A 21,248-nucleotide genomic window follows, 5' to 3' on the forward strand; every position below is an offset into this window, starting at 1 on the left:
CGCGCGTATCAGTCACATGGAGGAAACCATGGCTAAATTCATCAACCCCGGTCTTATGCCAACCAATCGCCGCAATGTGTTGCGGGGCAGCGTTCTTGCCGGTGCGGCAGCCCTTACAGGTTCTGCGGTCAAAGCATCACCGCGCGCACCACGCATCACTGCAATCAATGAAACATCCAAGAACCTTTACCGCGTTGCGGGTCAACAAGAGGCCGACAGCACAGCAGAACCAGCCGATCTGTCCGGTTACACACGCGTAAAGCAAGAGCTTGTCGCGCCGCCTTTTGCACCAGTGCATGAACAGGTCGCAACCGGTGGGCCAAAAATCATCGAGATCACTTTGGAAACAACCGAAGTCTTGATGACTGTGGACGAAGACACCGGCGCAGAAGTCTGGGCGCTTACATACAACGGGTCTGTGCCCGGTCCGCTAATCATCTGCCATCAGGGCGATATGGTCGAACTGACACTGCGCAACCCTGTCTCTAGCATGATGGAACATAACATCGACTTTCACGCATCAACAGGTGCGCTGGGCGGTGGCGGGCTGACCCATGTCTACCCTGGCGAAGAAACTGTGCTGCGCTGGAAAGCAACCAAACCGGGTTGTTTCACCTATCACTGTGCCCCTGGTGGCGCGATGATCCCCTACCACGTCACCCATGGGATGAACGGCGCGGTAATGGTGCTGCCTCGCGATGGTCTGAAAGACGCCGACGGCAACCTGCTGACCTATGACAGCATCGCCTATATCGGCGAACAGGACTACTATTTGCCAAAAGACGAAAACGGCGACTACCGTGTCTACGAAGCAGCCGGCGATGACTATGCAGACAGCCTCGAAGCCATGCGCGGTTTGATCCCGACCCACTCCGTCTTTAACGGTGCAGTTGGTGCGCTAACAGGTGAAAACGCGCTCAAGGCGAATGTTGGCGAAACTGTCCTGATGATCCACAATCAGGCGAACCGCGACAGCCGTCCGCACCTGATCGGTGGTCACGGGAATTATGTCTGGGAGTCTTCTTTCACAGATCCGCCACTGCGTGATATGGAAACCTGGTTTGTGCGCGGCGGGAGCGCTGTCGCAGCGATGTACACATTCGAACAGCCAGGTGTCTATGCCTACGTCAACCACAACCTGATCGAGGGTGTGTTGCTTGGGGCGACTGCGCATTTTGTCGTCGATGGCAAATGGGACAATAACCTGATGGAACAGGTCGTCGCCCCGCGTGAATTCGAAACCTAAGTTGAAAGTCTGAAACCATGTTTGCCGCCCTGCGCACTGTCATGTCGAACCGCCGATCAGTCGGGTTTGCAGTGACAGCTATTGTCGGGGCGGCACTCTTGCTCGGGGCCGCGTATGAATCGCGTGGCCCCGATCTTGCATTTGCCCCTGAAATGGCGCCGAGGGCTGTCGATCTGCCCGACGGGCGCGCCTTGTTTGTCCAGCGTTACGAGGTCACGGTCGCGGAATGGAACCTTTGCTTTGAACAGGGCGGATGTTCAATGGCGCTGCGCGCACGCCCTGATCAGGATGCGGCCCTTATTCCGGCAACAGGGCTTAACTACATGGATGTGCAGGAATATGTGCGCTGGTTAAGCGATGTAACCCGCCATGAATGGCGTTTGCCAACATCGCAGGAATGGGCATTTATGGCCCGGCCCGTGTTGCCAAAAGAGCCCGACCCGATCTTCACCGATCCGGAACTGTCTTGGGCGTCCTCCTATCTGGTCGAAGGTCTTTCTTCGCGCGCGCTCATGCCGCAAGGCAGCTTTGCTGCGACCCCCGAAGGGATCAGTGACCTTAGCGGCAGCGTTTGGGAATGGACCGATGACTGCTATTCGGGCGAAGCCGATACAGGCCGATGCCCTGCCTATTATGTCGGTGGCGAACATGTCGCCGCGGTTCCGTTTCTGGTGCGTGATCCTGCGCGCGGGGGCTGCGCCGCCGGATCGCCGCCAGCCCATCTTGGCATGCGGCTTGTTACCGACCGCAGCCTTTGAAAGGGCTGCAAACCCGTCGTTTTGGTGTGCGAGCGGCTACGCCACCGGCCAATTCAGGGTAACGCGTAGCCCACCCATCGGCGCCCGCCCAAGCACAAGCGTGCAGCCGTGACTTTGCGCCATATCCTGCACAATACTAAGCCCGAGCCCCGTGCCCGGTTTATCGGCATCAAGACGGCCGCCACGTTCAAGCACAGTTGCGCGCGCGGCCTCCGGTATGCCCGGACCATCATCATCGACCGTCAGAAATGCAGCGCCATCGGATTGCGCCGCGCGGATAGTAATCTGGGTATCGGCCCATTTTACAGCGTTATCAAACAGATTGCCCAAAAGTTCGGTCAGGTCGAATTCATCAAAGGGCGCGCGCATCTGCGCGGCAACGTCGATTTTCCAGCTGATATGATCGACACCAGGCTGACGGCCGAGCGCGTCTTGAAGACGCTTCGCGATGGGCAAGATTGCGCTGCGTTGCTTGCTTTGGTGGCTGTCGCGGCTGCGGGCAAGTTCGCGTTCAACAATATAGGCGATGCTTGCGGCTTCATTGTGCAATTCATCGGCAATCACATCTTGCGCCGCGTGGCGTAGCTTGCGTTCGATCCCGTGGATAATTGTCAGCGGGGTCTTGATCCCATGCGCGAGGTTCGCCGCCCCCGCGCGCACACGCGCCAGCGTCGCGTCATTGGTATCAAGCAACTGGTTCACCTCATCGGCAAGCGGCAGAATTTCATCAGGATAGTCTTGCGACAGCCGGTCGGTAGCTGAATTGCGGATGCGTGCAAGATCGGCGCGCACCTTATCCAAAGGTTTGAGCCCCAGACGCACCTGAACCCAGCTTGCCATTAGCAACAGTGCGCCCAGAAGCGTCAGCGCGATGGCCGAGTTTGTGAAAAAACCCGCAACCGATGCATCAAGTCCGGTCCGGTCGATCGCGACGGCCAGAAATACCTTTTGGCGCGTGTCATCCGCGCCTGTTGTGATCACCCAGCTTGCCACAGCGACCGTTTCGCCCGTGCCCATCGTGACGTTTTCATAGGTGATGTGACCAGCTGTCAGGGGCGGATCAAGCGCCAGCGGTGCCGCCCAGAACGATGGCGATAGAATGGGCGGGTCATCATCTATCTGGATCTGCCAGAAATAGCCGGAGAGCGCCTGTTCGAAACGCGGATCCGCCAGCGGCGCAACCACGACTTCGCCTTGCGCGTCGACGCCCACATTCGCGCTCAGCACCAAAAGATAGGCCTCCAGCTCGGCGTTGACGCGTTCCTCGAAATACATGCGAAACAAGAAATTCAGCACAAAGGCGGTCGCAATCAGGCCAAGCACCGTTGTCACGGTGGCCGCCCATATCAGGCGCAGGCTAAGCGAAGATTTCACGGATTATCCTCGGCAATTATATAGCCAAAGCCGCGGCGCGTCTGGATGATATCGCCCCCGATTTTCCGGCGCAGTCGGCCGACCAATACCTCTACGGCGTTGCTGTCAGGGGCCTGATCGCGAAAATAGATGTTTTCCACCAGTTCTTCCTGCCCGATGACCTGCCCGCGGTTGTGCATCAGGTAGTTCAGCAACCGGTATTCAAGCGGGGTGATCTTTATCGGGCGCCCGTCCATTGATACCCGCATCTGGCGCAGGTCCACCCGCAATGGTCCCGCCGTCAGCGTTGTTGTTTTCTGCCCCTGTGTTCTGCGCAGCAAGGCGCGCAGACGCGCGACAAGTTCTTCCATCTGGAACGGTTTTCCCAAATAATCATCGGCGCCCGCATCAATGCCTGCGACGCGTTCGTTCCAGTTCACGCGGGCGGTCAACAAAATGACGGGCAGCGCAAGGCCCTCGTCACGCCAGTTACGCAACACCGAAAGCCCGTCACGCTTGGGCAGTCCGACATCAAGAATGGCCGCGGCGTATTTTTCGGTGCTGCCCAGAAACCAGCCTTGCTCGCCGTCGGTGGCGATTTCGGGGATCATCCCTTCAGCGGCTAGCACATCTGCAATCAGTTCTGCGATCTTGGGTTCGTCTTCGACAATTAATATTCGCATCTAACAGTTCTGCACATTGGTTATCTGACCCGATCCAGCGTCAACCGTGACCGAAATAATCGCGCCACGGCTGTTTACAATCACAACCCGATAGGCGGGGCGGCCAGCGTTTGGCGCATAGCCAACCCGCAAAAGTTGACCGGGATGCTGGCTTTGTACATTTGTCAGAACCTCGCGCAGCGGGCGGGCATCGCCACGCGCAATTGCGGCTTGGGCCTCGGCGTATTCGGCGCGCGTGATCTGGCCGCCGTTGAGCAGCGGCGGGTGCTGGCATGATCCGGCACTGCTTGGCCCGCTTGCACGCGTCGGGCTTGGCTGCGATGGACCGCTTGGGGTACTGGGAGGTGTCGGCGGGCTTGGTGCAGTGGGGTCCGAAGCGGGGCTCGGGTTGCTCGCTGCGCTTGGCGCTGTCGCGCTCGAGGCGGCATGTGCCTTGCTGAGCCCCAAGAATGCGGGCGACATATATGCGGCGGCTGTCCCCAACCCAAGACGGGCAAGCGCGGCACGGCGTGTGATGTGGTGGTCTTTGGTCATGACGCCCTGGCCCTGGCGCTGTGTGGCACAACAAGCCGCGCAGCAACAAGCTGGCGCAAAAGCGTCTCGCAATCGGAGGCAATTTGCACTGGATCGGCATCCACGAAGGCGGCAGTCAGGATTTCGATGATTTCTGCAAGGCTGGCTGGTTTTGCAAGTACACGCCAGATTGCCACCGAACCGGCATTCATCCGGAATATAGCCAAGCCGTTGCCATCTGCCAGAAAATGATCTTCGCCGACTTGCGTGGCCGTGACCGCTTGGGCCTGCATGTAGCGCGCAGCGGGCATAAATTCGGGCGCGGGTTGCTGTTGGCGATCCAATGGCGCGCGGCTGGCTTGGGTCGGCAGCCGCGTGCTGACGGCTGCGGGAAGCCCGTCGAATGCGCTGTGGCCGGACAAATAGGCGGCGGCCTGTTCGGCGCAATGATAAGTCAACCGGAACACCGGTAGATCGGCGACCAGCGCACCCAAGGTTGCAAGAATATCGCCTGATAACTGGGTGCGCGCGAAATTCTGGGTAATCAGGCGGGTCAGGGCATCTTCGCGTGAGATCGGTGCAAGCTGTGGCGCAACTTCGGATTCGCTGCGGTCAAGCACCACCATCGCGCCCATCGGCATTGTTGTGCCATGTGCGGCAATCGGGGTGCCGCAGATATATTTATACTGGTCGTTTGACGGACCCGCGTCTTTTGTAACCCAATCTATGAATCCGGCGCTAAAGCTTTCGGGCAGCGGCAGGCGCACCCGCGCGATCGCGCCGTTTGCAATGCCACTGAATTCATGCGTGTCAGGCGTTATGCGCATTGGCAGATAGTCATCGGTAAACAACTGGTGCCCCTGCCGCCCTAAGGCCACAGCAAGGGTTGATTTTCCGGCGCGGCGCACATCGGGAAAAACGACCAGTCGCCCGGAAAATGCAACAGCAGCCGCATGCAGACACAAAAGCGCCGGATCACTGCGCAGCCGTTCCCACGCCATTTCCGCAAGCAGGTCGCAAATTGCGTTGACCGCATCCCAAATGCGCGGTTTTGCACCTGTCTGCGCAAGCTGGAGTTCCCATTGACCGGCGGCAAGCGGCCGCAAGCAAACAAATGCCGAAATGGTGCTATGGTGGCTTGTCCGGTATGGCCAACCAGCAAGGACATCCGCAATGATTGGCATCAACGCGGCCGCATCTGTCAGTGCTACGGGATGCGCAAGCCCTTCAAAATGCAAAAATACGGTTTCAGTCACGAGGCGTCCTTGTCGGTTACGCGCAAGACTAGCAAAAAAGCGGCCACACGTCAGCATAATTGCCCTGACTGCGCTGTTTCGTGCAGTCAGAGCGTACCAGCGTGCGGCCTAATGCGCGCAGGGTTAGGACAGGCCAACGCACCGCATTGTGCCGTCGGTTTCATTGACCTCGACTTGGCCGCCTGCCGCTTCACATTGTTCGGGCGTCATGACTTGTGGCCCGCTTGGCCCGCTGGAAACCGATGCGCCGCTTGGGCTGGAAACGCCACTTGCGCCTGATGCACTGCTCGCACCTGATGAACCGCTTGCACCTGATGCACTGCTCGCGCCTGATGAACCGCTGGCACCTGATGTGCCGCTCGGGCTGGATGCATTGCTGGCAGATGATGCCGCATGCGCTGCAGAAAGCGTTGTAAACGCAGGCACCGTATAGGCCGCAATTGCGACCCCGCCGATCCGTGCGAGCGCCTTGCGGCGTGAAAGTTTGTTGTCGTTCTCGATGGTCATATGCTGTTCCCCTCTCAAATTATGCGGCACTGAAACTTGCCCGCTAAATGATCTAGCGCAGACCGGCGTGCAGCGCCCTGAACCTGAATGTCAGCGGATTGTCAGCTTTGTGAACGGGCACCGCGCATCTGTCGGCGCCCGTCTGTCGTGATTTGCGCAACCTATGCGTCGGTGTAGCTGTCCATTGGGGGGCAGGTGCAGTTCAAATTGCGATCCCCCCACGCATTGTCGACCCGATTGACCGGCGGCCAGTATTTATCGACGCGGAATGCACCCGGCGGGAAACAGCCGGTTTCGCGGCTATAGGGACGGTCCCAGTCTTTCACGAGGTCCTCCATCGTGTGCGGCGCATTCTTGAGCGGGTTGTTCTGCGCATCCAGTGACCCGTCTTCGATCGCCTTGATCTCGGCGCGGATGGCCAGCATCGCGTCGCAGAACCGGTCGAGCTCGGCTTTGTTTTCTGATTCGGTCGGTTCGATCATCAATGTGCCCGCGACTGGCCAGCTCATGGTGGGGGCGTGGAAACCGCAATCGATCAAGCGTTTTGCAATGTCGTCCACAGTCACGCCCGCGCTATCGGCATAGGGGCGCGTGTCGATGATACATTCATGGGCCACGCGGCCTGTCGGCCCTTTGTAAAGCACGTCAAACGCCCCTTCGAGCCGCTTTGCGATGTAGTTGGCGTTCAAAATCGCCACGCGTGTGGCTTGAGTCAGCCCTTCGCCACCCATCATCAGACAATAGGCCCACGATATTGGCAGCAAGGACGGTGACCCGAAGGCGGCCGCCGAAACAGCCCCTTCACCGCTTGTGGGGTCGCCTGGCAGATGGGCGATCAGATGGCTTTTGACCCCGATTGGCCCCATGCCGGGGCCGCCGCCGCCGTGTGGAATGCAGAATGTCTTGTGCAGGTTCAGGTGGCTGACGTCGCCACCCAGATCGCCGGGCCGCGAAAGCCCCACCATCGCGTTCATATTGGCCCCGTCGATATAGACCTGCCCGCCGTGGTCATGCACGATCTTGCAGACGTCAATCACGGTTTCTTCGAACACCCCGTGGGTCGACGGGTAAGTGATCATGCAGGCCGCAAGGTTATCGGCATGTTCCACCGCCTTGGCGCGGAAATCGGCAAGGTCGATATCACCGTTTGTGGCGGATTTCACCGGAATGACTTTCCAGCCGACCATCTGCGCTGATGCGGGGTTTGTCCCGTGTGCAGACATCGGGATCAGACAGATATTGCGGTGATCCTGCCCGTTGGCACGGTGATAACCCACGATGCTCAGCAGCCCCGCATATTCGCCTTGCGCGCCGGAATTGGGCTGCATGGAAATCGCGTCATAGCCGGTGACATCGCACAGCTTGGCGGAAAGATCATCGATCATTTCCATATAACCCGCCGCCTGATCGCGCGGGATATAAGGGTGGAGCAGCGAAAATTCATCCCAAGACACGGGCATCATTTCAGCGGCCGAATTCAGCTTCATCGTACAAGACCCGAGCGGGATCATCGCGCGGTCCAGCGCCAGATCGCGGTCCGCCAAGCGGCGCATATAGCGCATCATTTCGGTTTCGGACCGGTTCATGTGGAACACGGGGTGAGTCATGAAATCCGAAGCGCGGATCAGCTTTTCGGGCATATTGTAATGCGGGGTGTAATCCTTGTCCTCGCGGTCGATGCCAAAGGCGCGCCAGACGGCCTCGATGGTGCGCGATCTTGTGCGTTCATCCAGCGTGATGCCGATTTTTGTGGTGCCAACCTTGCGCAGGTTGATGCCTTCGTCGACGGCAGATTTCATTACGGCCGCTTGCAGCGGGCCAACCTCGACGGTGATCGTGTCAAAAAAGGCGGCAGGGTGAATTTCAAAACCTGCGGATTTCAGCCCTTCGACAAGGCGCGCAGTTTTGCGGTGGATGCGCTGGGCAATCGCGCGCAGGCCCACAGGCCCGTGGAACACGCCATAAAACCCTGCCATCACAGCCAAAAGCGCCTGCGCGGTACAAACGTTTGATGTCGCTTTTTCGCGGCGGATATGTTGTTCGCGGGTTTGCAATGACAGCCGGTAGGCGCGGTTGCCGTGGCTGTCGATGGACACGCCAACAATGCGACCCGGCATTGAACGCGCATAGTTTTTCTTGGTCGCCATATAGGCGGCATGTGGGCCACCATAGCCGATTGGCACGCCAAAACGCTGCGTGCTGCCAACGGCAATATCAGCCCCCATTGCACCCGGTTCCTTGAGCAATGTCAGTGACATCGGGTCGGCCGCGATAATCCCGATCGCATTGGCCGCGTGCAGTTTTTCAATCTCGGGGGTGAAATCGCGCAGGTGACCGTATGTGCCCGGAAACTGGAAGATTGCGCCGAACACGGCGTTCGCATCCAGATCATCAGGATTGCCGATAATGATCTTGATCCCCAAAGGGGCGGCGCGGGTTTTTATCACCGCGATGTTCTGCGGGTGGCAGTTTTCGTCGACAAAGAAACCAGTCGCTTTGGTCTTGGCGACGCGCTGCGCCATTGTCATGGCTTCGGCGCAGGCGGTTGCCTCGTCCAAAAGTGACGCGTTTGCGATTTCAAGCCCTGTCAGGTCCGACACCATGGTTTGAAAGTTCAAAAGCGCCTCGAGCCGGCCTTGGGAAATTTCGGGCTGATAAGGGGTATACGCCGTATACCACGCCGGATTTTCCAAGATATTGCGCTGGATCGCGGGCGGCGTGACCGTCCCGTGATACCCTTGGCCGATCAGCGAAACGAGCACCTTGTTCTTGGATGCGGTGACTTTCATATGGTGCAGCAATTCGCGTTCTGACAAAGGCTTGCCGAACTCAAGCGGCTTTTCCTGCCGGATCTTGGCGGGCACCGTGTCCGCGATCAGCGCGTCAAGGCTTTCAGCCCCCACGACTTGCAGCATGTCCTCCATTTCAGCCGGAGAGGGGCCGATATGGCGTCGGTTGGCAAAATCATAAGGCAGATAGTCAGTGGGGGTGAAGGTCATGACAGGGTCCGTGGTTAAGAAATCAGGGAATTATAGGCGGCTTCGTCCATGTAGCCGTCCAATTGTGATGGATCAGATGGTTTGATCTTAAAGAACCAGCCGGCCCCCAGCGCGTCTTCGTTCACGAGGCTCGGGTTATCGCCCAAAGCTTCGTTGACTTCGACAATTTCGCCATCAATCGGGGCCATAATATCGGATGCGGCTTTGACGCTTTCGATCACGACAACCTCGTCGTCTTTGGCGACTGTGGTGCCTGTTTCGGGCAGTTCGACAAAAACGATGTCGCCCAGCTGTGTGGTGGCGTGTTCAGTGATGCCGACAACGATGATATCGCCCTCAGCGCGTAGCCATTCGTGTTCTTGGGTATATTTCATAGTCTTCTCCGGTGGTGGTTAGCGTTTGAAATTTGCAGGGGTAAAGGGCATTGGCGCGACCGTCAGCGGCAGGCGTTTGCCGCGCAGTTCGCCGTAAACTGTGGTGCCGTTGCTGGCCAAATCAGTGGGCAAATAGCCCATCGCAACAGGCCCGCCGACAGTGGGGCCAAAGCCGCCAGATGTGATCGTGCCAATCGGGGTGGCGCCGGTTTCGTCGGCAAACAATGCAATACCTTCGCGCATCGGTGCGCGGCCTTGCGGCAAAAGACCGACCCGTTTTGTTGTGGCGCCGCCTGCGAGTTCTGCCAGTATAGTATCCGCGCCCGGAAAACCGCCCGCGCGGTCGCCACCGGTGCGCCGCACCTTCTGGATCGCCCAGTTCAGCGCGGCGGTTGTTGGCGTTGTCTGCGTATCGATGTCATGCCCGTAAAGGCACAAGCCCCCCTCAAGCCGCAGGCTGTCGCGCGCGCCCAATCCGATGGGCGCGACATCCTCATGCGCCAATAGCTGTTTTGCCAATGCGGTGGCATTTGCAGCAGGGGCAGAGATTTCATAGCCGTCTTCGCCGGTATAGCCGGACCGCGACACCCAGCATTCTACGCCAGCGAGTGTCAGCGTGGCGACATCCATAAACCGCATTTCGGCGGCCTTGGGGTCAAGTGCGGCGAGCACGGTTTCCGCGGCTGGCCCTTGCAGCGCAAGCAGCGCGCGGTCGGTGATTTCCGTGACGGTCACGCCCGTCAGATTTGCCTGCATATGCGCGATATCAGCTGCCTTGCACGCGGCGTTGACCACCACAAAAACATGATCTCCGCGATTGGCCAGCATCAGATCGTCCATCATCCCGCCCGCGTCATTGGTAAAAAACCCGTATCGCTGCCGATCGGACCCAAGCCCGAGAATATCGACAGGGATCAGGGTTTCCAGCGCCAGCGCCGCAGCATCATAGCTATCGCCTTGAACGATGACCTGCCCCATATGGCTGACGTCAAACAATCCGGCTTTTGCGCGGGTGTGAAGATGTTCTTGCATCACGCCCATCGGGTATTGCACGGGCATTGCATAGCCCGCAAAAGGGACCATCTTGGCCCCAAGTTCAACATGCAAATCATATAGCGCAGTGTGTAGCAGTTCTGACATTGACGACCCTTTCCCATCGGCCGCGCAGATATCGAAAATCTGTCGGCACCACTTTGATGCAAAGCTTGCGCCCTGCGTGTGATGCCCCCTCTGTCCATCTGCCTGAGAATGCTATCCCTTCGGCGGGCACGATACGTACCACTCTCCAGAGTCTTCGAAACGACAGCGGTCCTTTGGCCTGAGAGTTTCCGGGGCGGTTGCTCCTTCGGCACCAGTGAACTGGTTCTCCCGATGTCGTTGTTGCTTCATGCACTGTCGCAGTAGCCCGATCAAGATTTTATTTCACGTTGCGTCGATAATCGTGATGCGAGAACCTGGGCGCATAGAAAAATGGCACAAGGCGGCATATGCCGCGCAAGCGGAGAACAAAAATGAAGAAAATCGCATTGGTCACAGGTGGCGGGTCAGGAATCGGGCGGGCCTGTGCGGTTGCATTGGCGCAAAACGGATTCGATGTGATCGTGACAGGCCGCAAGATGGACCCGCTAAACGAGACAGTACAGTTGATGCAAGGTGGCGCTGCGATCGCCTGCGATATCACTGATGCCGATGCGGTTGATGCGCTGTTTGCGCAGATAGATCGCGACTATGGCCGGTTGGATCTTTTGTTCAATAATGCAGGCAATAATGTGAAAGCCGCCCCCATCGGCGACATCCCCCCCGAAGATTTTCTGACGGTGATCAATGTAAACCTATACGGCGCGTTTCTTGCGGCGCGCGGGGCATTCAATCTGATGCGCAAACAACAGCCCCAAGGCGGGCGGATCATCAACAACGGGTCGATTTCAGCGGCGGTCCCGCGCCCCGGATCGGCGCCCTACACCGCGTCAAAACATGCGATCACGGGGATGACGCGGTCGATTTCACTGGACGGGCGTCCCTATGATATTGTCTGCGGCCAGATTGATATCGGCAATGCGGCGTCAGATATGACCACACAAATTGCCAAAGGCGTCCCGCAAGCGGATCTGTCGATCAAGGCGGAACCGGTGATGGATGTAAAACACGTGGCCGACACATTGGTGCATATGGCCAATTTGCCGCTGTCTGCGAATGTGCAGTTTGTGACCGTCATGGCGTCAACCATGCCGTTTATCGGTCGCGGATAGCGCGCCCCACCTGTGGCAGGGCGCGCCATCTGTGGGTTATCCCTGCTTGAGCTGCTCGGCGAAATAGTCCAGCAGTTCAGGCACCATTGCGTCACCGTGTCCGCCTTCTGTGGCGCCGCGCAGCGCACCAAGCGCGCCGCCGACCATGATTGACGGGGTGCCCGCATCGCGCGTCATCTGATCGTAATAGCCGACATCCTTGGCCGCGTTCTGGATCGAGAACGCCAGTTTGTTCGGGTTGCCTTCAAGCGCGTAGGCCGACCAAAGTTCCATGAACGGTGACCCTAAAGGTCCGGCAAAAATGACGTCATACAATTGACGGCGGTCGATGCCCATCACATCACCCATGGTAAAGGCTTCGGCCAATGCAGCGCCGGTGGTCTGCCCAAAGAAGTTGTTGATCAACTTCATTGCGTGCCCATTGCCGAGCTGCCCAAGGTGAAACACGTTTTCCGCCAGATCGTTCAGCACGGGCAGCACCTTGTCAAAAGCGTCCTTGTCGCCTGCGCACATCAGGTTCAGCTTGCCTTCAAGCGCCTGCGTTGGTGTGCGGCCGATTGGGGCATCCAGATAGATACCGCCAGCGGCTGCGACCTCTGCACCCAATGTGCGGGTTGATCCGGGCAGCGATGTTCCGAAGTCGATCACGATCTGACCGGGTTTGATGCCGGCAATCACGCCATCGTCGCCACGCATCCGGCCTTCGACATGCGCGGATGTGCCCATGCACAGCATGACAATATCGGTGGTTTCAGCAACGTTGCGCGCTGATGCGGCTTCGGTCGCGCCCCGCGCGATCGCCTTGTCAATTTCAGTCCGGTCGCGGTTGCCCAGAACAGCGACATCATATTCTTTGTCTTGTAGCCGCGACACCATCGCGCCGCCCATCAAGCCAAGCCCGATAAATCCGATTTTTGGTTGCGTCATGGTTTTCTCCCAGTATGCCATTTGGTAATGAGGTAACGATCTTGGATCGCGAAAGCAACAGGGTTACTAGTATACGTGCTTGACGGCGCGACACTCAAGCCGCTTGCGCCGGTCCGCGCGGTATGGCCAAACTGCGCAACCTGCCTAGACCCGCAAAGGAAACCAGTGATGTCGGAACTTCTGATACTTAGCACTATTACGCCGCATATGCGTGCGCGGATTGACGCTGCATTTACGGCGACGATGCTTGCGGATGTCGACCGCGCAAGCTGGCTTGCCGAACATGGTGCTGCGGTGCGGTTTATCTTGACCGACGGGCACTTAGGCGTGCCTGCGGATATTTTTGCGCAGCTTCCGAATGCCGAAATCATCAGTAGCAACGGGGTCGGCTATGACGGAGTGGATACCGCCGCGGCCACCGCACGCGGGGTGCCTGTCTGCCATACGCCAAACGTGCTTAACCAAGAAGTCGCAACATCCGCGCTTTTGCTTTATCTTGCAGCGATGCGCAATTTTGAGGCCGAAATGGCAAATGCGCGCTCGGGCCGCTGGGAAAGCGCAGGCAATCTGCCTTTGGCGCGTTCGGCGGATAAGCGGACAATCGGAATCGTGGGGCTAGGGCGCATCGGCAAGGCGATAGCCGCCAAGCTTGCCCCTTTTGATCCGGCGATTGTCTACTACGGGCGGTCCAGACAGGATGTGCCCTTTGCCTATTACGACGATCTGGTTGCAATGGCGCGCGACTGCGAGGCGCTGATCTGTGTGGCGCCCGGGGGCGCGGCAACCCATCACCTGATCAATCGCGCGGTGATTGATGCGCTTGGTCCTGACGGGGTTTTGGTCAATGTCGGGCGCGGATCGGTCGTGGATGAGGCGGCGCTAATCGCAGCCTTGCAGGACGGGCGGCTGGGCGCGGCGGCGCTTGATGTCTTTGAAGCAGAGCCGCATATTCCCGAGGCGCTGCGCGCGTTGCCCAATGTGATCCTGACACCGCATATTGGCAGCGCCACCGTTGAAACGCGCCGCGCCATGGGGGATTTGGCGATTGATAATCTGATCGCATGGAAAAACGGCGAAAAGCTGATCACCCCTGTCCCCGAAAGCGCAGGCTTGCTGTCGCGCGCCGCCGTCTAGCAGCCGATATCGCGCAATAGCCCCCAGCCAAATCTGGGGTCATGGCCCGGATCGCCCAGATCAACCGCATGCGCGCGCAGCCGGTTGCGCACCGTGGCCGCCGAATTGCCGCCAACGCGCGCGGCAAGCGCCGTAACGATCGGTGCGGCGTAGGATGTTCCCGTTGCATAGGCGCCGCCATCGGGACGCGCCACATAGAGATCAACGCCAGGCGCGGCAAAGGCGATGTGATCCCCCCAATTTGCCGACCGGTAGCGGCGCATGGCCGCGTCAACCGCGGTGACTGCAATGACTGCGGGGGATACGGCGGGCAATGTATCAGCGTCACGGCCGCCATTCCCGGCGGCCGCAATCATGACCGCGCCCGCCCGTTCGGCCTGCAACAGCAGGTCCTCAAGCACGTGATTTGGGGGACCTGCAAAGGACATATTGATCAGCCGCACATCATTGGACAGCATCCAAGACAGCGACGCCCCGATCCGGTCAACATCGGCCGCAACGCCGCTATGTTCGCCGGCAAAAGCGTTGATTGCAAACAGACGCGCGCCCGGGGCATAGCCCGATAACGCGCCGCCCGCATCTTCGCCGACAATAAGCGCGGCAACCGCCGTGCCATGTTCCGTGCCAGACGGGCGCTGATCGCCAAAAAGCGCGGTTTCTGTAATTATCGCCGCCTGGCGCAGCGCCGGATGGTTCACGTCAACGGGGCCGTCTATCAGGCCTATTCTCCGGCTTGGGCTTAACCGGCAGGCGCCATTGTCACCAATCAGGTTAGAAGCATAAAGCCGCGGTGCGCCCTGCGCAAAGCGGTACAGATGGTTGATATCCACACGAAAATCCGGCGCGGTTTGCCCCAGTAACCGCCGCGCCAGCCCAAGATCAAGCTGCCGCCCCAGATCAAACAGCATCACACGCCGGTTGAGCGGTGCCAAATCGCGCGTGGTCAGTATCACAGCGCCTGCGTCTTGCAGCGATGAAACGGCCGCCGGCGCGCTGCTGATCGGGCCGCTGACCACATATTCGACCCGCCCGACAGAAAGATAGGCCGCATCGGCGTCGCGTTGCGGGATTGGCCTTTCTTCGCGTTCGGACGTGGAAGGGGGCGGCGCGGTGGTTTGCGCCGCCGCAATATCTGGCGCGCCAATCATCAATAACGCCAATCCTGCGATCAGCATCATTCGCAAGATAAGGTAATTGTGCATCAAGGTTTTCATGGCTTATGGCACCGCATCAAGCGAGGCAATAATTCCGGAGGCGGCTTGCAAGCGCGCGCGCGCGGCTTGCGCATCCGCCCCCTCAAGCAGTGCCAAGCCGTAAAGCCCCAATGCCGATGGCCCCGAGACGATTTCAACCTCAGCCGCCAGCAAAAGCGCGCGCAAATCGGATTCGGCGGTGTCCGGATGCACCGTAATCGTGAACTGCGCGCCCGTATCGCCCGCCAGCTCATAACCCTGTCCTGACGGGTCTGTTTGTGTCAGCAAAACCGTTTGCCCGACAGCGACCGCCAGCAATATCGCGGCAGCAATCTGCCAGATGCGCGCGCGCGGGGCCGTGGATTGCTGGTGCGGTGCATCAATGTCGCGCATCAGTCGCGCAAGCCCCAATTCACCGGGGCTATAGGCGGTATCATCTGCCTGCATCGTCGCGCGCATATTTTCCAGCGCCGCCAGTTCCGCGGCAAGTGCGGGGTCTTGATCTACGGCGGCCTGAACCTGTGCCAGTTCTTCGCCCTCGAGCGTGCCATTGGCCAAAAACGGCAGAAGAAGTACGGCGTCTTGGGATGATAGGCTCATGATGTCACCTCTGGCCCGAATGCCGACAGGCAGCGCATCAGCAGTTTCTTGGCGTGGAAAATCCGCGTTTTGATTGTGCCTTCGGCGGTGTCACAGACTTTGGCTATCTCGCGGTAGCTCATGTCTTCCCAAAAGGCCAAGGCAATCGCGCTGCGGTGTTCGTCGCTGAGCCCGTCCATGCAGTGGCGGACCTGTGCCGCATCCTGACTGGCGACAATGCAGGTTTCGGCGCTGTCTGTATCGTCGATAACCTCTGGCGGGGTATCGGTAAGACTTGTGCGGCCGGCCTTGCGGTGCCGGTCGATGACCTTGCGGTAGGCGATGCCAAATATCCACGTCTGCACTTTTGATCTCCCTTCAAAACGGCTGGCTGAACGCCAGATTTCGATAAACACGTCATGAAGTAAGTCGGATGACTCGTGCGGATCGTTCAATCTTGATAGAATAAATCTGTAAACGGGCTTTTCCAACGCGCGGTAAAGGGCCGCCAATGCCGAGCGATCGCCATCAGCGATCTGGCGCATAAGCTGTGCATATTGGTCCAAAATCCACCTCGTCGATCTGCGCGGTTAAGCATTGATACTGCACGATAACCATTTTGGCCAAGCCAATTGCCCCGCGCTGGACGCAAATCTTGATGCATGTACCGAACGGATGTTTCAGCCTGTCGTCTGTCTGCGCCTTAGTCGGGCGCACCAAATTTTGCATAAAGTGCTGCGCGGTCGGTCTTTGACAGCATGTTGATTGGCACGCCGCGCGTCAGCAGCGCGAGCTTGGCGGTTTCTTCCAACTCTTCAATCGCATAGGTCGCGGCCCAGATATCCTTGCCCGCAACCACCGGCCCGTGATTGGCCAAAAGCACGGCCGAACGTTTACCGGCAAGCCCGCGCACGGCCTCGCCCATTTGCGGATCGCCCGGCAGGAAGAAGGGCAGCAATTGCACCTTGCCCAGTTTCATCACCGCATAGGGGGTCAAAAGCGGCAGGACATCATTGGCCTCGACCTCGGGCATCATTGACCACGCAACCGAATGTGTTGAATGCAAATGCACCACAGCGCCCGTGGTCGCGCGGGTTTCATAGAATGCCGCGTGCAGCGGGATTTCTTTGGTGGGTGCGTCGCCGGATAACAATCGCCCCGTGGCGTCCAGATGACTGATGCGCGCGGGGTCAAGGAACCCCATCGACGATCCGGTCGGTGTCACCAAAAGCGTGCCATCATCCAGCCGTGCCGAAATATTCCCAGATGATCCGCAGGTCAGCCCGCGATCAAACAGCGATTTGGCAATGCGGCAAATATCTTCGCGCAGGCGGGTTTGCTGACTCATGTCGGGGTCTCCATTCTGGTCAGTGCCTCGGCAAAGAAATCAGGCCCGCCGAAATTTCCCGATTTCAGTGCAAGGCACAAAGGGGCCGCGCCCGCGACCCGCACCACAGGCACGCCAGCCGCCAAACGTGGCCCGATTTCAAGCGTATGCGCGCCCAAACCGGACACCACAGCCCCCGAGGTTTCACCGCCCGCAACCACGATCCGCGTCACCCCGCGCTGCGCCAATATGGCGGCCAGATCGGCAAACAGGGTTTCAATCGCATGGGCGGCGCGGGTGGTGCCAAACTGGGCCTGGGCTGCGCGCACCACATCGGGATCGGCCGAGGAATAGACCAGCGGTGCGCCTGTTTGGGCCATGGCCCAATCGGCTATGCTGGCGGCGGTCACCTTGCCGTCAATGACATCTGCAGCGGCGATTTCAAACGATGCGGCAAGGGATTTATAGGTCGCAACCTGCGCGCGGGTGGCACGGCTGCATGATCCTGAAATCACCACGGCTGGCCCGCAGATCCCCGCCCAATCTGGCGTGGCAGGGGTTGCGCCGAAATTTGCAGGCAGCCCCAGCGCGATCCCTGATCCACCGCATATAAACGGCAGGTCCTTGCTTGCCGTCCCAATCGCCATCAGGTCCGCATTGTGGATTGCATCCACGATCACATGACCCTTTGTCCGGGACAGCGCATCACGAATGGCCGTGGCACCAGCCGCGACTGTCATCGCCGGAATATGACCTATTTCGCGCGCGGTTTGTGCGGCCAGAACCCTGCGCAAATCGGGATCTGTCATCGGTGTCAGCGGGTGGTCTTGCATCCCGCTTTCGTTCAAAAGCCTGTCAAAAACGAACAGGTGCCCCTGATAGACCGACCGCCCGTTTTCGGGGAATGCGGGGCAGACAAGCGTGCGGTCAACACCCAGATCATCCGCCAAAGCATCCAGAACGGGGCCGATATTGCCCTGATCGGTGCTGTCGAAAGTTGAACAGACTTTGAAAATAATCTGTTCCGCCCCTTGTGCGCGCAACCATTTGCCGGCGGCACGCGATGCTTTGACCGCATCCGCAACAGGTTCGGTCCGCGATTTTAACGCGACAACGCCCGCGCCAAGATCCGGATCGGCATCCGTTTCCGGCACGCCGATAAATTGCGCGACACGCATGCCCGCTTCGGCCAAAGTAAGCGCAATATCGGACGCTCCGGTGAAATCATCGGCAATGACACCAATTTTCATTGTGGCACCTTGCCCATGGGGCCTTGGTCAAGGCGGGTGATATGATCGGCAACGCCGCGCGGAAACAGGGTGGTCACCAGCGGGTCATGCCCCGGCACAATCAACCCCGGCGCGCTGGCCAGCGTTTGCAGCCGGTCGAACCCGTCCAGCATATCTTGCAGGTCCACAACAATCGGGAAGGGTTTGCGCGCCCAGAGGTTTTCGTAATAATGCGCCGCATCCGACGCCAGCACGAGCCAGCCCGCATCGGTACGCACCCGCACGGCTTGCAACCCGCGGCTATGCCCGCCGATACAATGCACGGTCACACCGTCTGCGACCTCGGCGTCACCGTCATGAAACACCAGTTTGCCCGCATAAAGCCGTTTGACTGCCTCGCAAATATGATCCGCTGTAAAGGGCGCGCGCAGCGGGTCGTGGCACATGCAAGGACCGGTGGCGAAAGCCATTTCCGCCGCTTGTAGGTGCAGCTGCGCATTAGGAAACAAGTGCAGCCCGCCCGCATGATCATAGTGCAAATGCGTGACGATCACCCGCGTGATATCGTCAGGCGTGACACCCAGCGGGGCAAGTGCGGCACGCGGGTCCATACGGATCGGGCGGCCGCGCGCTGTGGCCTCGGCATCGTCATAACCAGTATCGACAAGGATCAGCTCTGATCCTTTGCGCAGCAGCCAGACAAAGTAATCCATCGCGTGCGGTGCATCGTGGTTATCGGCAAGGATAAAACTATCGGCCCGCGTGCGCGCATTGCGGTCGGCATATTTGACCGCGTGGACTTCCCAATTGCTCATTGCCAGACCTCTGCAAACGTGGCGACCTGTTTCGAGAGGACCATATCCGCAACCACGGCGTCAAAGGCTTTGAAATGCGCGCTGTGCAGATGGTCCTGAAACGCCTGCGCATCTTCGTAGACTTCATACAGGAACACTTCGCAAGGGCGGGCCGGATCAGTGCAGACATCAAACTGATGACAGCCGGGTTCAGCGCCAAGCGATTGCGCAGCGTTCTGGCGCATATGCGCCAGAAATTCGATTTCATGTGTAGGGGCGATTTGGAACTGAACGGTAACAACAAACATCTCCGGCTCCTTATCTGAAAGCATGCACAAGCGTCATGGAGATCGCGGGCACATAGGTGATCAAGGCCAAGGCGATGATCGCAGCAATATAAAGCGGCGCCATTGCACGCGCGATGCTCAGCACGCCAACCCCTGAAATCCGCGAAGCGACATAAAGGGTGGCGCCCACAGGCGGGGTGAACAGCCCGATGGCCACGTTACACACCATGATGACACCCAGATGCACCGGATCAACCCCAAAGCTAACCGCCGTTGGCAGAAACAGCGGCGCGGTCAGCAAGATCGCAGGCACCGGATCAAGCACAAGCCCAAGCACCAGCATCACGATGTTGACCAACAACAAGAACACCCAAGGCGAGCTGGACACAGATTGCACGAAGCCCACAAGGATTGTTGGCATTTGCTCAAGCGTGATCAGCCAGCCCAGCACAGATGTCGCCCCGATCACAACCATCACGATTGCGGATGTGACAAACGCATCTGTCATCAGTTTAGGCAGGTCGCGCAGATGGAAATCACGGTAAATCAACATGGTCACAACCAGCCCGTAAATCACGGCCAATGCAGCGGCCTCGGTCGGTGTGACAAATCCCGAGAAGATTCCGCCCAGGATCAGCACAGGCATCATCAACGCGGGCAGGGTGCTGAGGAACGATTTTGAAAGCGCTGCGGTGCTGGTGCGGTGCCCGCCTGCGTCGCAACCGGTTGATTTGCCAACACGGTAGCAGACGATCATGAACAGCAGGCCAAACAGCAGACCGGGCACGGTGCCTGCAAGGAACAGGTCCTTGACGGAAACACCGCCGACAAACCCGTAGATCAGCATCGGGATGGATGGCGGAATGATGATCCCGATGGTCCCAGCAGCCGCAACGAGACCGGCAGCAAAGGCGGGGGTATAGCCCCGTTTGGCCATGTTTTTGATCATCACCGACCCGATAGCGGCGCTATCGGCAATAGCAGAGCCTGAAATCCCGCCAAAAATCATCGACGCGCCCACAACCACCATGCCAAGCCCGCCGGGCATAAAGCCGAACAGTTCCTTGGAAAACGTGATGATACGCTGGCCAACGCCGCCGCGGCTCATCAATTCGCCAGCGACGATGAACAGCGGGATCGCGATAAAGTGGTTGGGTTCAACCCCGCCGATAAAGTTCAGGTAAAGTGCCTGCAACGGATAGCCCAGATCAAATACCATGATCGGCAGAACCGCCGATATCAGGATCGCCCAGACAAGCGGAAACCCAAGGAAAACGGTCGTCAGAAAGACGGCGACAACAAAGAGCAGGATCATTCGGATGCCTCTTGCGGTTTGGTGGTGCCACGCAGGACAAGCCATGAATTATAGATGTGGAAGCAAAGCGTCAGGATCATGCCCGCAGGCATCGACGCGTAAAGCAGCCCGACAGGCCAATAAAGTACCGTGGTTTTTTGCCGCCAAGTGTGTTCGGAAATGCCGATGCCTTTGATGATCAGGCTGACAAGCAGGATAATCACCACCGCGTTAATCACATGTTCAAGATAGGTCTTGATGCGCGGTGAAAACAGCGAATCCACAATCTCGGTCACGCGCATATGCGCGCCGCGCGCCATTGCGGCAGCACAGCCCAGAAATGTGCTCCAAAGCAGCAAGAATGCCGTGACTTCTAGCGACCATGCCAGATCAAATCCGGCAAAGCCGCGCAGGGTTGCATTGGCAAAGACAAGGATCAGGATGGATAGTCCGCCAAGCACAAGCAGACCGTCGATAAAATGGCTAAGGCCGCGCAAGAGCGGCGGATAGGAGGGGCGGAAATCCATGGTGTCCGGACCTTATAGA

General features: G+C 58.7%; 22 protein-coding genes and 1 riboswitch. Of the genes, 5 read left to right on the forward strand and 17 right to left on the reverse strand.

The window, feature by feature from the left end:
* Positions 1-28: 28 nt before the first annotated feature.
* Together nirK and BM320_RS02030 are read left to right on the forward strand one after the other, a co-directional pair.
* On the forward strand, positions 29-1,246 hold the full coding sequence (gene nirK / locus BM320_RS02025) for a copper-containing nitrite reductase (RefSeq protein WP_090200255.1): 1,218 nt from the start codon (positions 29-31) through the stop codon (positions 1,244-1,246).
* Between the two features lie 17 nt (positions 1,247-1,263).
* Positions 1,264-2,004 carry a formylglycine-generating enzyme family protein gene (locus BM320_RS02030; protein ID WP_242650933.1) on the forward strand — a complete coding sequence of 247 codons (741 nt, stop codon included), beginning with the start codon at positions 1,264-1,266 and terminating at the stop codon, positions 2,002-2,004.
* Positions 2,005-2,040: 36 nt separating this feature from the next.
* On the opposite strand, the gene BM320_RS02035 is transcribed toward BM320_RS02030, so the two are convergent.
* Genes BM320_RS02035 through BM320_RS02050 form a run of 4 tightly spaced genes read right to left on the reverse strand, consistent with a single transcriptional unit; the run spans position 2,041 to position 5,809 of the window.
* Positions 2,041-3,378, reverse strand: a complete 1,338-nt coding sequence (locus BM320_RS02035) for an ATP-binding protein (RefSeq protein WP_090195807.1) — start codon at positions 3,376-3,378, stop codon at positions 2,041-2,043.
* Positions 3,375-4,040 (reverse strand): response regulator transcription factor, encoded by a 666-nt coding sequence (locus BM320_RS02040; protein ID WP_090195810.1) that lies wholly within the window; start codon positions 4,038-4,040, stop codon positions 3,375-3,377. The genes BM320_RS02035 and BM320_RS02040 overlap by 4 nt, the downstream gene beginning before the upstream one ends.
* Positions 4,041-4,574, reverse strand: coding sequence for a PepSY domain-containing protein (locus BM320_RS02045; RefSeq protein ID WP_090195815.1), 534 nt, complete (start codon positions 4,572-4,574; stop codon positions 4,041-4,043).
* On the reverse strand, positions 4,571-5,809 hold the full coding sequence (locus BM320_RS02050) for a PqqD family peptide modification chaperone (RefSeq protein WP_165614970.1): 1,239 nt from the start codon (positions 5,807-5,809) through the stop codon (positions 4,571-4,573). Before BM320_RS02050 ends, BM320_RS02045 begins: the two co-directional genes overlap by 4 nt.
* A gap of 163 nt (positions 5,810-5,972) precedes the next feature.
* On the opposite strand from BM320_RS02050, the gene BM320_RS16335 reads away from it, so the two are divergent.
* Positions 5,973-6,242, forward strand: coding sequence for a hypothetical protein (locus BM320_RS16335; protein ID WP_165614971.1), 270 nt, complete (start codon positions 5,973-5,975; stop codon positions 6,240-6,242).
* A gap of 235 nt (positions 6,243-6,477) precedes the next feature.
* Here BM320_RS16335 and gcvP read toward each other — a convergent pair whose 3' ends face one another.
* Genes gcvP through gcvT form a run of 3 tightly spaced genes read right to left on the reverse strand, consistent with a single transcriptional unit; the run spans position 6,478 to position 10,829 of the window.
* Positions 6,478-9,315 carry an aminomethyl-transferring glycine dehydrogenase gene (gene gcvP / locus BM320_RS02060; protein WP_090195823.1) on the reverse strand — a complete coding sequence of 946 codons (2,838 nt, stop codon included), beginning with the start codon at positions 9,313-9,315 and terminating at the stop codon, positions 6,478-6,480.
* Between the two features lie 14 nt (positions 9,316-9,329).
* Positions 9,330-9,689, reverse strand: a complete 360-nt coding sequence (gcvH, locus tag BM320_RS02065) for a glycine cleavage system protein GcvH (protein ID WP_090195826.1) — start codon at positions 9,687-9,689, stop codon at positions 9,330-9,332.
* 18 nt (positions 9,690-9,707) lie between these two features.
* On the reverse strand, positions 9,708-10,829 hold the full coding sequence (gene gcvT / locus BM320_RS02070) for a glycine cleavage system aminomethyltransferase GcvT (protein ID WP_090195829.1): 1,122 nt from the start codon (positions 10,827-10,829) through the stop codon (positions 9,708-9,710).
* Between the two features lie 156 nt (positions 10,830-10,985).
* Positions 10,986-11,070, reverse strand: a riboswitch (glycine riboswitch).
* Between the two features lie 130 nt (positions 11,071-11,200).
* On the opposite strand from gcvT, the gene BM320_RS02075 reads away from it, so the two are divergent.
* Complete coding sequence (locus tag BM320_RS02075; RefSeq protein ID WP_090195832.1) at positions 11,201-11,938, forward strand: SDR family oxidoreductase; 738 nt, start codon at positions 11,201-11,203, stop codon at positions 11,936-11,938.
* A 36-nt stretch (positions 11,939-11,974) separates the two neighbouring features.
* Here BM320_RS02075 and BM320_RS02080 read toward each other — a convergent pair whose 3' ends face one another.
* Positions 11,975-12,865 carry an NAD(P)-dependent oxidoreductase gene (locus tag BM320_RS02080; protein WP_090195835.1) on the reverse strand — a complete coding sequence of 297 codons (891 nt, stop codon included), beginning with the start codon at positions 12,863-12,865 and terminating at the stop codon, positions 11,975-11,977.
* A gap of 168 nt (positions 12,866-13,033) precedes the next feature.
* Here BM320_RS02080 and BM320_RS02085 point away from each other — a divergent pair, with 168 nt between their 5' ends.
* Complete coding sequence (locus tag BM320_RS02085) at positions 13,034-13,999, forward strand: 2-hydroxyacid dehydrogenase (RefSeq protein ID WP_090195838.1); 966 nt, start codon at positions 13,034-13,036, stop codon at positions 13,997-13,999.
* On the opposite strand, the gene BM320_RS02090 is transcribed toward BM320_RS02085, so the two are convergent.
* The 9 genes from BM320_RS02090 to BM320_RS02130 form a co-directional block, all read right to left on the reverse strand.
* A complete protein-coding gene (locus BM320_RS02090) occupies positions 13,996-15,201 on the reverse strand; it encodes a S8 family serine peptidase (protein ID WP_165614972.1) in 1,206 nt (401 codons plus the stop codon). The genes BM320_RS02085 and BM320_RS02090 overlap by 4 nt on opposite strands.
* A 15-nt stretch (positions 15,202-15,216) precedes the next feature.
* Positions 15,217-15,792: a hypothetical protein gene (locus BM320_RS02095; RefSeq protein WP_090195843.1), complete on the reverse strand. Its 576-nt coding sequence runs from the start codon at positions 15,790-15,792 to the stop codon at positions 15,217-15,219.
* Entirely contained in the window at positions 15,789-16,316 is a 528-nt protein-coding gene (locus BM320_RS02100) for an RNA polymerase sigma factor (protein WP_090195846.1), read from the reverse strand. Before BM320_RS02100 ends, BM320_RS02095 begins: the two co-directional genes overlap by 4 nt.
* A gap of 158 nt (positions 16,317-16,474) precedes the next feature.
* Positions 16,475-17,119: a 3-oxo-tetronate 4-phosphate decarboxylase gene (otnC, locus tag BM320_RS02105; RefSeq protein WP_090195848.1), complete on the reverse strand. Its 645-nt coding sequence runs from the start codon at positions 17,117-17,119 to the stop codon at positions 16,475-16,477.
* The gene (gene otnK, locus BM320_RS02110; RefSeq protein ID WP_090195850.1) at positions 17,116-18,348 is read right to left on the reverse strand and encodes a 3-oxo-tetronate kinase; all 1,233 of its coding nucleotides are present in this window, start codon (positions 18,346-18,348) and stop codon (positions 17,116-17,118) included. Before otnK ends, otnC begins: the two co-directional genes overlap by 4 nt.
* Positions 18,345-19,142 carry an N-acyl homoserine lactonase family protein gene (locus BM320_RS02115; RefSeq protein ID WP_090195853.1) on the reverse strand — a complete coding sequence of 266 codons (798 nt, stop codon included), beginning with the start codon at positions 19,140-19,142 and terminating at the stop codon, positions 18,345-18,347. Before BM320_RS02115 ends, otnK begins: the two co-directional genes overlap by 4 nt.
* On the reverse strand, positions 19,139-19,429 hold the full coding sequence (locus BM320_RS02120) for a putative quinol monooxygenase (RefSeq protein WP_090195855.1): 291 nt from the start codon (positions 19,427-19,429) through the stop codon (positions 19,139-19,141). The genes BM320_RS02115 and BM320_RS02120 overlap by 4 nt, the downstream gene beginning before the upstream one ends.
* A 10-nt stretch (positions 19,430-19,439) precedes the next feature.
* Positions 19,440-20,723, reverse strand: coding sequence for a TRAP transporter large permease (locus BM320_RS02125; protein ID WP_090195858.1), 1,284 nt, complete (start codon positions 20,721-20,723; stop codon positions 19,440-19,442).
* Positions 20,720-21,229 carry a TRAP transporter small permease gene (locus BM320_RS02130; RefSeq protein ID WP_090195860.1) on the reverse strand — a complete coding sequence of 170 codons (510 nt, stop codon included), beginning with the start codon at positions 21,227-21,229 and terminating at the stop codon, positions 20,720-20,722. Before BM320_RS02130 ends, BM320_RS02125 begins: the two co-directional genes overlap by 4 nt.
* Positions 21,230-21,248: the final 19 nt, after the last annotated feature.

Origin of the sequence: Yoonia tamlensis (assembly GCF_900115105.1) — a bacterium.
GTDB lineage: Bacteria > Pseudomonadota > Alphaproteobacteria > Rhodobacterales > Rhodobacteraceae > Yoonia > Yoonia tamlensis.

What these genes read in the sequence shown, in the direction of transcription:
- nirK (WP_090200255.1), top strand. Translation starts at nt 29, where the DNA reads ATGGCTAAATTCATCAACCCCGGTCTTATGCCAACCAATCGCCGCAAT.
- BM320_RS02030 (WP_242650933.1), top strand. Translation starts at nt 1,264, where the DNA reads ATGTTTGCCGCCCTGCGCACTGTCATGTCGAACCGCCGATCAGTCGGG.
- BM320_RS02040 (WP_090195810.1), bottom strand. Translation starts at nt 4,040, where the DNA reads ATGCGAATATTAATTGTCGAAGACGAACCCAAGATCGCAGAACTGATT.
- BM320_RS02045 (WP_090195815.1), bottom strand. Translation starts at nt 4,574, where the DNA reads ATGACCAAAGACCACCACATCACACGCCGTGCCGCGCTTGCCCGTCTT.
- gcvP (WP_090195823.1), bottom strand. Translation starts at nt 9,315, where the DNA reads ATGACCTTCACCCCCACTGACTATCTGCCTTATGATTTTGCCAACCGA.
- gcvH (WP_090195826.1), bottom strand. Translation starts at nt 9,689, where the DNA reads ATGAAATATACCCAAGAACACGAATGGCTACGCGCTGAGGGCGATATC.
- gcvT (WP_090195829.1), bottom strand. Translation starts at nt 10,829, where the DNA reads ATGTCAGAACTGCTACACACTGCGCTATATGATTTGCATGTTGAACTT.
- BM320_RS02075 (WP_090195832.1), top strand. Translation starts at nt 11,201, where the DNA reads ATGAAGAAAATCGCATTGGTCACAGGTGGCGGGTCAGGAATCGGGCGG.
- BM320_RS02080 (WP_090195835.1), bottom strand. Translation starts at nt 12,865, where the DNA reads ATGACGCAACCAAAAATCGGATTTATCGGGCTTGGCTTGATGGGCGGC.
- BM320_RS02085 (WP_090195838.1), top strand. Translation starts at nt 13,034, where the DNA reads ATGTCGGAACTTCTGATACTTAGCACTATTACGCCGCATATGCGTGCG.
- BM320_RS02090 (WP_165614972.1), bottom strand. Translation starts at nt 15,201, where the DNA reads ATGCACAATTACCTTATCTTGCGAATGATGCTGATCGCAGGATTGGCG.
- BM320_RS02095 (WP_090195843.1), bottom strand. Translation starts at nt 15,792, where the DNA reads ATGAGCCTATCATCCCAAGACGCCGTACTTCTTCTGCCGTTTTTGGCC.
- BM320_RS02100 (WP_090195846.1), bottom strand. Translation starts at nt 16,316, where the DNA reads ATGCGCCAGATCGCTGATGGCGATCGCTCGGCATTGGCGGCCCTTTAC.
- otnC (WP_090195848.1), bottom strand. Translation starts at nt 17,119, where the DNA reads ATGAGTCAGCAAACCCGCCTGCGCGAAGATATTTGCCGCATTGCCAAA.
- otnK (WP_090195850.1), bottom strand. Translation starts at nt 18,348, where the DNA reads ATGAAAATTGGTGTCATTGCCGATGATTTCACCGGAGCGTCCGATATT.
- BM320_RS02115 (WP_090195853.1), bottom strand. Translation starts at nt 19,142, where the DNA reads ATGAGCAATTGGGAAGTCCACGCGGTCAAATATGCCGACCGCAATGCG.
- BM320_RS02120 (WP_090195855.1), bottom strand. Translation starts at nt 19,429, where the DNA reads ATGTTTGTTGTTACCGTTCAGTTCCAAATCGCCCCTACACATGAAATC.
- BM320_RS02125 (WP_090195858.1), bottom strand. Translation starts at nt 20,723, where the DNA reads ATGATCCTGCTCTTTGTTGTCGCCGTCTTTCTGACGACCGTTTTCCTT.
- BM320_RS02130 (WP_090195860.1), bottom strand. Translation starts at nt 21,229, where the DNA reads ATGGATTTCCGCCCCTCCTATCCGCCGCTCTTGCGCGGCCTTAGCCAT.